10 protein-coding genes and 1 tRNA gene are annotated in these 8,702 nt (G+C 70.8%); 9 read left to right on the top strand and 2 right to left on the bottom strand.

Annotation, left to right across the window (positions count from 1 at the left end; translation table 11 throughout):
* A partial coding sequence (locus tag GT042_RS36065; protein ID WP_161312891.1) for a nuclease-related domain-containing protein occupies positions 1-533 on the top strand: 533 nt, incomplete at its 5' end.
* A 125-nt stretch (positions 534-658) separates the two neighbouring features.
* Here the strand turns inward: GT042_RS36065 and ligD are convergent.
* Positions 659-1,555: a non-homologous end-joining DNA ligase gene (gene ligD / locus GT042_RS36060; protein WP_161312890.1), complete on the bottom strand. Its 897-nt coding sequence runs from the start codon at positions 1,553-1,555 to the stop codon at positions 659-661.
* A 134-nt stretch (positions 1,556-1,689) separates the two neighbouring features.
* Between ligD and GT042_RS36055 the strand changes: the two genes are divergently transcribed.
* The 8 genes from GT042_RS36055 to GT042_RS36020 all read left to right on the top strand — a co-directional run bounded on the left by GT042_RS36055 (position 1,690) and on the right by GT042_RS36020 (position 7,733).
* Positions 1,690-2,685, top strand: a complete 996-nt coding sequence (locus GT042_RS36055) for a Ku protein (RefSeq protein ID WP_161312889.1) — start codon at positions 1,690-1,692, stop codon at positions 2,683-2,685.
* Positions 2,686-2,700: 15 nt separating this feature from the next.
* The gene (locus tag GT042_RS36050; RefSeq protein WP_161312888.1) at positions 2,701-3,381 is read left to right on the top strand and encodes a response regulator transcription factor; all 681 of its coding nucleotides are present in this window, start codon (positions 2,701-2,703) and stop codon (positions 3,379-3,381) included.
* 77 nt (positions 3,382-3,458) lie between these two features.
* Positions 3,459-3,530, top strand: a tRNA-Arg gene (locus GT042_RS36045).
* Between the two features lie 132 nt (positions 3,531-3,662).
* Positions 3,663-3,845 carry a hypothetical protein gene (locus GT042_RS39735; protein ID WP_237531540.1) on the top strand — a complete coding sequence of 61 codons (183 nt, stop codon included), beginning with the start codon at positions 3,663-3,665 and terminating at the stop codon, positions 3,843-3,845.
* Between the two features lie 572 nt (positions 3,846-4,417).
* Positions 4,418-4,819, top strand: a complete 402-nt coding sequence (locus tag GT042_RS36035; RefSeq protein ID WP_161312887.1) for a hypothetical protein — start codon at positions 4,418-4,420, stop codon at positions 4,817-4,819.
* Positions 4,820-4,958: 139 nt separating this feature from the next.
* On the top strand, positions 4,959-6,077 hold the full coding sequence (locus tag GT042_RS36030) for an FAD-dependent oxidoreductase (protein WP_161312886.1): 1,119 nt from the start codon (positions 4,959-4,961) through the stop codon (positions 6,075-6,077).
* Complete coding sequence (locus GT042_RS36025) at positions 6,074-7,015, top strand: NmrA family NAD(P)-binding protein (protein WP_161312885.1); 942 nt, start codon at positions 6,074-6,076, stop codon at positions 7,013-7,015. The genes GT042_RS36030 and GT042_RS36025 overlap by 4 nt, the downstream gene beginning before the upstream one ends.
* A 31-nt stretch (positions 7,016-7,046) precedes the next feature.
* A complete protein-coding gene (locus GT042_RS36020; RefSeq protein WP_161312884.1) occupies positions 7,047-7,733 on the top strand; it encodes a DsbA family protein in 687 nt (228 codons plus the stop codon).
* Positions 7,734-7,832: 99 nt separating this feature from the next.
* On the opposite strand, the gene GT042_RS36015 is transcribed toward GT042_RS36020, so the two are convergent.
* Positions 7,833-8,336, bottom strand: coding sequence for a quercetin 2,3-dioxygenase (locus tag GT042_RS36015; protein ID WP_161312883.1), 504 nt, complete (start codon positions 8,334-8,336; stop codon positions 7,833-7,835).
* Positions 8,337-8,702 lie beyond the last annotated feature (366 nt).

Here is an 8,702-nt window from a genome sequence, read left to right as displayed (position 1 = left end):
CGCTGCGGCGCGATCCCCGTCAGGGCGAGCTGGCGGCGCGGCGGATCGTGGGGGATCGGCTGGACGGGCTCGACCGGTCCGCCGGCGCGGGGGTGCGGGTCCGGGTGCTGCACTCCGTGCCGCTGCCGGGGGCGGATCCCGCCGTCCGGATCGACCATCTGCTCGTCGGACCGGCAGGTGTCCTGGCGATCCGCACGCTGCCCGCCCGCGACCGGCGGATCCGCGTCGCCGACCCGATGGTCCGTACGGGCTTCTCGGCGCCCGTGCCCCTGCTGGGCCACCTCCGCGAGGCGGCGGAACGGGCCTCGGGGGCGCTGGCGACGGCGGTGCGGCCGGTGCTCGTGGTGGTCGGGGCGTCCCGGCTCGTGGTGGGTCCGCCACCGTCGGGCGTACGGATCGTGCGCGACACGGAGGTGGCGGCGCTGGCGGATCTGGGGGATCCGGGGGGCGTCCTGAAACCGGCCGACATCGAGTCCCTGTACGCGAGGGCGCGGGACCGGAGGGTCTGGTCGGGGGGTCGGGGGGTGCGCTGAGGTCTCCTGGTCGGAGGGGCCGACGGGTGCGCTGAGGTCCGGAGGGCGGCGGCCGTGCGTGGTCGCGTGGTCACGTCGTCACACCGTCACGCGGTCGCACCGTCGCGCCGTCACGCGGTCGCGCGTCAGCCCGGTGCCGGGGGCAGCCGGCCCGCCCGCCCGGTGTCCAGGAGCGGGGCGAGGACGTCCCCGTACCGCTCCAGCCGTACCGCCAGATCGTCCAGCCGGAACACCAGCTGCTCCGCGTCCGTGCAGCCCTCGACCTCTTCCCAGGTCAGGGGGGTGGAGACGGTCGGCTCCTGCCGCGCCCTGACGGTGTAGGGCACGGCGGTCGTCTTCGCGGCGTTGTTCTGGCTGTGGTCGACGAAGACCTTCCCGGGCCGTAGCGAACGCTTCATGCGGTGCAGCGCCAGCCCGGGCCGGTCGCTCTCCGCCTCGACCGCGAGGCGCTTCGCGTACGCCGACACCTCATCGGAGTCCGTCGGCTCCAGCGCCACCAGCAGGTGGAGCCCCTTGGAGCCGGAGGTCTTCGCGTATGCCGTGAGCCCGTCCGCCGCCAGCCGCTCCCGCAGCCACAGCGCCACCGCGCAGCACTCGACGGCCGTCGCGGGCGCCCCGGGGTCCAGGTCGAACACCAGCCGGTCGGCGCGGCGGGGTGCCTCCACCCGCCACTGGGGCGTGTGGAACTCCACCACCAGGTTCGCCGCCCACATCAGCGTGGGCAGGTCCCCGACCACCACCTGACGGCCGACCTGCGCGGTCGCGCGGGGCACGTCGGCGATCCGCACCCAGGCGGGTGTACCGGGCGGCGGATTTTTTGTGAAGAAGCGCTGCCCGTCGGGACCGTCCGGATAGCGCAGGAAGGAGACGGGCCGGTGCGCCAGGTGGGCCAGCAGGGGGGCCGCCGTACGGGCGTAGTAGTGCAGGACCTCGCCCTTGGTGGTGCCGGTGGCGGCGTACAGCACCTTGTCGAGGTTGCTCAGGCTCAGGCGCCGCCCCTCCACTTCTGTGATCGGCGTCATACGATGACAATCCCACAAGTTAGTCACATTGCGGGTGAATCAAGACCATCCAGTTCATCCAGTCACGGAACATTCGGGTTCGGGACGTTCGCGTTCGGAACATCCGGTCAGGCGCATGAAAGGGAGGGATCGACGTGCGATCCATCTGGAACGGCGCGATCTCCTTCGGGCTGGTCAGCATCCCGATCAAGCTGGTGAACGCCACCGAGAACCACTCCATCTCCTTCCGCCAGATCCACAAGGAGGACGGCGGGCGCATCCGCTACCGGAAGGTCTGCGAGCTGGAGGAGCGGGAGGTGTCGTCGGCGGAGATCGGCAAGGCGTACGAGGACTCCGACGGGTCCATGATCCCGATCACGGACGAGGACCTGGCGTCGCTCCCGCTCCCGACGGCGAAGACGATCGAGATCGTGGCGTTCGTCCCTGCGGCCTCGATCGACCCGCTCCAGATGGACGCGTCGTACTACCTCTCGGCGAACGGGGTGCCGGCCGCGAAGCCGTACACGCTGCTCCGGGAGGCGCTCAAGCGCAGCGAGAAGGTCGCGATCGCCAAGTACGCGCTGCGCGGGCGCGAGCGCCTCGGCATGCTGCGGGTGGTCGACGACGTGATCGCGATGCACGGCCTGCTCTGGCCGGACGAGATCCGGGCTCCCGAGGGGGTGGCGCCGGAGGCCCCGGTCTCGGTACGGGACGCGGAACTCGACCTGGCCGACGCCCTGATGGACACGCTCGGCTCGGTGGACCTGAAGACCCTGCACGACGACTACCGGGAGGCGGTCGAGGAACTGATCGCGGCCAAGGCGTCGGGCGGGGCGGTGGCGGAGAAGGGGCCGGCGGAGCGGGGCGGCGGCAAGGTGCTCGACCTCATGTCGGCGCTGGAGAGCAGCGTACGGGCGGCGAAGGAGTCGCGGGGAGGCGAATCGGAGGGCGGCGAGGAGGAGGCACAGGTGACGCGGCTTCCCCAGCGGAAGCAGCCGGCGAAGAAGACTGCGGCGAAAAAGCAGGCGCCGGCCAAGAAGACGACGGGAACGAAGAAGAGCACGGCAACAAAGAAGTCGGCGGCGACGAAGAAGACCACCGAGACGAAGAAGGCGTCGTCCCAGCCGAGGAACAGGCGGTCGTCGGCCTGATGAAAGACTGCGCGCGTGACCGGAACGTCCCGTACCCCAGCCACCACCCGCACCCTCCGGATCGTCCTGGCGGAGGACAGCGTGCTGCTCAGGGAAGGCCTGATCGCCCTGCTGGACCGCTTCGGCCACCAGGTCGTGGCGGCGGTCGGCGACGCGGACGCCCTGACGGCGGCGGTTGCCCGGCACACCCCCGACCTCGTGGTGACGGACGTACGGATGCCGCCGGGCTTCCAGGACGAGGGACTGCACGCGGCCGTCGCACTCCGTGAGAGCCATCCGTCCCTCCCGGTCCTGGTCCTCAGCCAGTACGTCCAGCGCACCTACGCGGCCGACCTCCTCGACTCCGGCGACGGCACGGGCGTCGGCTACCTCCTCAAGGACCGCGTCGGCCAGGTCGAGGACTTCGAGGCGGCGCTCCAGGCGGTGGCGGCGGGCGGCACGGTCGTGGACCCGGAGGTCGTACGCCAACTGCTGCGCCGCCGCCGGGACCCCCTGGAACGCCTGACACCTCGCGAGCGCGAGGTGCTCGCCCTGATCGCGGAGGGCAGATCGAACGCGGCGGTGGCCCGCCAACTGGTCGTCTCGGAGGCGGCGGTGGGCAAACACATCGGCAACATCCTCGCGAAACTGGACCTCCCCCCGGCGGACGACACCCACCGCCGCGTCCTGGCGGTCCTCACGTACCTCCGCGCCTGACGCTCCCCGAAATACCTGTTCACGGCCACCCCACCGAAGCTGGTAAGGTTTCACCCGTCGCCGCACAAAGCGACAACGCCCCCGTAGCTCAGGGGATAGAGCATCGGCCTCCGGAGCCGGGTGCGCAGGTTCGAATCCTGCCGGGGGCACTTCTCGCGAAGTGCCCAAAGACCCCGCCACCAGCGGAAACGCTGGGGCCGGGGTCTTCGCGTATGTACAGGCGGATGCAGTCCGAAGCGGCTCTGTGCCGGGGTCCGTGGACGAGAAGTGGACGGGATCTCGTGGATGTGACCACGTTTGCCATCGCACTCATCAGCGTCGGTGGAACGCTTGGCGGAACTCTGGGCGGAGCAGTCCTCAGCCAGCGCGCCACCCGTGAGAGAGCGAACGTGCTGATCGTCAACGGACGGAAGATCGCCAGGACCAAGCGCAGCAAGCCAGGCGTGATCTCTACGCCCGTCTGAACAGCACGGCTCGCGCTTACCGGGTCGCCGCACGAGACGCGGTCCGAGCAGCCGAACGCGGTGAGAACGTCGAGCTGACAACCCTCGATGCCGCTAAAGAGGCCTGGGCAGAGGAATATTCTCAGGCGCAGATGACATTGCCCAAGGACGTTCTCGGAACCGCCTCAACCCTGAACAGGGCGCTCGGACTCGGGTACTCCGTAGTCAAGGAGCTGCCGAGCAGCCCCGACCTTGATGAGGCATACCGTCGCGCGAAGGCTTGGTTCGGCGGCCCGCTGTCCGACGGCGTGTACCTGCTGCGGGTGGCCTTGCGACATTCTCTCGGCGTCGAGGTGCAACCCCAATTAGTGCCGCATCAGGCAACGTCGCCCTGTCAGTCGGTTTCGATGGAGCCAGGTGGAAGATGATTTTCTGAGCTTCGATCCGGCGGCTCTTCCGATGGGCAAATCGGCGGACGCTGTGGCCGCGTCACCCGGGGGAGACGGTGGGGTGAAGTCGCTTCGGCGCTCAATGTCGAGCTAGGGCGGCGGGGCCTGCCGCCTTATGAGGACGTACCGCCGGAGACGGACTTCGTGGCCGGGGCGGGGCAGGTCTTCGAGGAGAAGCTGAGGCCTTCCATGGAGGGGTTCTTCGTCTTGTGTGAGGCGCACCTGTCACGGGAGGAGACGGAGATCCTTTGTGGCTGGTCCGTGCTGGTGCGCCTCGCGGAGGAGATCTGGTTGTCCGTCGGCTCCGGCCACAGCGAGTCGACCATGGTCGTCGGTCCTCCTCAGGTGCTTCCCCTCGCGGAGAGGCTGGCCGCAGCCGTTGACAACCTCGGCCTGAGCACGTGGTTCACGGGCCGGTCAAGGGGACTGGCCCAGACGCGAACGGGACCGTGGGGCGGGGACCTGGACGCGGCCTTCTACATCGCGCTGTTTCTGCGCGCTGCCCAGCACTCGGTCCGGCATGGGTGCCCTGTCGTCCACACCTGAGGCGCGTATCGCGTGAACGCGTGATGGCAGGTCCGAGGGGGTTGGGGATCCTCGGAAGCGCACGTGACCTAACGCTGCGGCAGGAGGCTTTCAGTGATCCGTACTACGCGTGGGCAGGCCGGCGAGGGTGGTCGGAGTCATGGGTGAGCATCGGCGGGACATCGACATCGCCGTGATCGGCGCCGGGGTTCTCGGGCTGGCCACCGTGGACAGTCTGGCGCGGCGGGGTGCCGACGTGGTGTGTTTTGACGGGCGGGTGCCGGGGAGCGGGCTGTCCGGGGGGCTGACCCGGACGTTCCGGCACCGGCACGACGAGGAGCGGCACGTCGCGCTCGCCGTGGAGGGGCGGGCCGGGTTCGCCGCGTGGGAGCGGCGCAGTGGGCGCGTGCTGATCGGTGACGAAGGGGCCGTGTACGCCGGGATGGGGCCCGCCGACGTCAAAGGGCTCGCGCTGCACGGTGTGCCCCATTATTTTGCCCCTTCCGCTCGGCAGGACGAGATTTTTCCTGTGCTCGCCCCCGTGGACGGGCCGTTGCTCGTCGACCCCGGTGCCGGCGCCATCCGCGCCAAGCACACGATCTCCGCGCTGGCCGGGTGGGCCGGTGACCGGATCGTCCAGGCCGACATCCACAGCGTCACCGTCCCCCGCGACGGCCAGGGCGTGGAGGTGCAGACCACCGAGGCGATCTACCGCGCCCGGCACGTGGTGATCGCCGCCGGCACCGAGGTGCCCCGGCTGGCGGCCGGCGTCGGGTTCGACATCCCGCTGGAGGCCCGGCTGCACGTACGGCCGCACTTCCGCGTCCGCGAGGACGCCGCCGGGAAGACCCTGCCGTGCTGGGTCGACCGCACCGGCGCCTACGGCGAGACCGTCTACGGCTCACCCATCGGCGACACCGGGAAGTACGTCGTCGGCCTCATCGGCACCGACGTCGACATCCCCTTCGGGCCCGACGGCGCGCTGCCCCCCGGCAGCAGCACCGAGGACCAGGCACGGCGCGTCATCTCGTACGTACGGCGGGCGATGCCCGGCCTCGACCCGGAGCCGGTCGGCGTCCGCGTCTGCGTCATGACCAAGCTGCCCGGCGGCAGCGACGCCCTGCGCGCCTGGCACACCGACGGCGTCACCGCCGTCGCCGGGCACAACCTGTTCAAGATGGCGCCCGTCCTGGGCGAACTGCTCGCCGACAGCGCCCAGAACAACCGGCTCCCGGAGAAGCTGGCCGAGGCCGGAGCCGGGTCGTTGGTCGCCTCATGACCGGTGGGGAGGGGGGTGAGGGAGTTGGTGGCGCTGGGCGCATTGTCCTCACCGGCGCCACCGGTACCGTCGGCAGCGCCCTGTTGCACGCCCTCGCCGCGCTCGGGCACCGGCCCACCGCGCTCGTACGGCCCGGCAGAGCGGCGGCCGTGGCCGACCTGGCCGACCCGGTCGAGGTGGACCTCGAGGAGGAGGGTGGGAGCGGGGGTACGGGGGCGCTGGTCGGCGCGCTCGCCCGTACCCGTGGGCTCTTTTTGCTCAGTCCCTTCCACCCGCGCCAGGACCTCTGGCAGCGCCGCCTGGTCGACGCCGCCGCCGACGCCGGCGTGGAGCACGTCGTCCGGCTGTCCGCCCTGGGGGCCGACCCGGAGTCCCCCGTGCTGATCCACCGTCAGCACGGCCTCGCCGAGCGCGCCTTGGCCGAGCGCGGTCTCCCGTACACCGTCCTGCGCCCCAACGCCTTCATGCAGAACGCCACCCAGTGGCTCGCCACGATCGCCGCGCGCGACGCCGTCGTGCTGCCCGCCGGACAGGCGCGGGTCAGCATGATCGACGTACGGGACATCGCGTCGGCCGCGGCGGCCGTCCTGACCGGGCCGCCCGGCACCGGGGCGATGTACGACCTGACCGGTCCGCGCGCGCTCGGATACGCCACCGTCGCCGCGGAGTTGTCGGCGGCGGCCGGGCGGGAGATCCGGTACCAGGCCGTCTCCCCGGCGGAGGCCGCCGAGGTGATGCTCGGGGCCGGCGTCCCGGAGTGGGCGGTCAGGGCCCGGCTCCAGCTCTACGAGACCTATGTGGCAGGTGAGGCGGAGGACGTCACCGCGTCCGTGGCGCTGCTGACCGGACAGGCCCCCCGGGACTTCGCCGCCCTCGCCGCCGAACTCTCCGACCGCCTGCGCGGCACCGGGCTCTCCGCCACGCGCGGTGAGCGGTGAGGGGGAAGGGACGGGCGGTGAGGAGGAACGTATGAGTGGCATCGACGTCGCCCCCGGCACCCTGGTCGTCTTCGCCGACCTCGGGTGCCCCTGGGCCCATCTCGCCGTCCACCGCCTGCACGTCACCCGGTCCCGGCTCGGTCTGGACGACCAGGTCCGCTTCGACATCCGGGCCTTCCCCCTGGAACTCATCAACGACATGGCCACGCCCAAGCTGATCCTCGACGCGGAGATCCCCGTCGTCGGCGCGCTGGAGCCGGCGGCGGGGTGGCAGATGTGGCAGCGGCCCGCCCATGAGTACCCCGTCAGCACGCTGCCCGCCCTGGAGGCCGTGGAAGCGGCCAAGGAACAGGGCCTGCGGGCCAGCGAGTTGCTCGACCGGGCGCTGCGCGTCGCGCTCTTCGCCCAGAGCCGGACGATCACCCTGCGGCACGAGATCCTCGCCGTCGCCGGGGAGTGCGGGCTCGATGCCGACCGGCTGCGCGAGGCGTTGGTACGGGGCACCGCCCGCGCCGCGATCGAGGACCAGCTCGCCGTCTCGCTCAGCGACGACGTGACCGGCAGCCCCCATGTGTTCGCCCCGGGCGGCCTGAACGCCCACAACCCCGGCGTCGAGCGGCACTGGACCGCGCCGATGGGCGTGGGCTTCCCGGTGGTCGACCGCGACGACCCCACGGAGGTCTACGAGAGTCTGGTCCTCCGCGCCGCGAAAGGCTGACGGCACGGTACGGAATACTCTACGGACAAACGCCACGGTCGCCCGCCGAGTAATTCGGCGGGCGACCGTTGTCCGTGGACGCGCTTCGGGGTCGTACCCTTACTCGTCCACGATGTGCATGCCGAATTCCTCGGCCCGGCGCATGACCAGCTCGCCGTACTCGACCGGCTCCTCCGGGCGTTCGAGACCCGGCACCACCGGCTGGCCGATCTCCAGGAAGAAGTTCTCGAAGCCTGCCGGAACGAGCATGAAGAGCAGCTTCGTTGTCTTGCTCGTGTCATTGCGGAATTTGTGCTTCGCACCCCGCGGTATGAAGATGAACGATCCCGACGTCGCCTTGATGACCTCGTCACCGGACGCGACCGTGAGTTCACCGTCGAGGAGGTAGAAGACCTCGTCCTCGTCCTTGTGGATATGCATCGGCGGACCGTTGTCCGGCGCGATCTCACCCTCCAGCATGGTGAACGCGTTGCCGGTCGTCGCCTTTCCCGCCTTCACCGTGTACTTGTCGCCCTGGAGCGCCCACACACTGGGCCCCTCACCGGGCGCGAGATAGGTGATCGAATCGGCGGGCGTGGTGGGTGGAATCCTCGGGAAACTCATGGGCGTCCTCACCTCGGTCGAATGGCCCGTGCGCGTCGTGCCCTCACCCCACGACGGGAACGGCGCCCGTGGCGCCGTCCGTTGCGCTGTTCAGCCGCGTTGGGTCCAGTGAACCGAGAACGGCCCCCGGCGGGCATCACGTGATCACGTGATGTACCGGCGCCCGGCGCGATGACAAATTCCCTCAGGAAATCCCCCGTCGGCGTCGTGCCGCACGGGGGCGACGACATAGGGGGATCCATGACTTCGGTATCGCGCCGGACTCTGCTCTCGGGCACCACCGGGGCGGCCCTGGGAGCCGCCGGCCTCGCCTCACCCGCCGTCGCGGACCCGCGGGCGGCGTCCGTGGCCGGAGCGCCCGCGGCC

The organism is Streptomyces sp. SID3212 (assembly GCF_009865405.1).
GTDB lineage: Bacteria > Actinomycetota > Actinomycetes > Streptomycetales > Streptomycetaceae > Streptomyces.
This window is presented reverse-complemented; position numbering and strand designations above follow the sequence as displayed.

Bases quoted from the DNA above. Each gene is read 5' to 3' on its own strand.
- GT042_RS36025 (WP_161312885.1), top strand. From the start codon at position 6,074: ATGACCGGTGGGGAGGGGGGTGAGGGAGTTGGTGGCGCTGGGCGCATT.
- GT042_RS36030 (WP_161312886.1), top strand. From the start codon at position 4,959: ATGGGTGAGCATCGGCGGGACATCGACATCGCCGTGATCGGCGCCGGG.
- GT042_RS36020 (WP_161312884.1), top strand. From the start codon at position 7,047: ATGAGTGGCATCGACGTCGCCCCCGGCACCCTGGTCGTCTTCGCCGAC.
- GT042_RS36015 (WP_161312883.1), bottom strand. From the start codon at position 8,336: ATGAGTTTCCCGAGGATTCCACCCACCACGCCCGCCGATTCGATCACC.
- ligD (WP_161312890.1), bottom strand. From the start codon at position 1,555: ATGACGCCGATCACAGAAGTGGAGGGGCGGCGCCTGAGCCTGAGCAAC.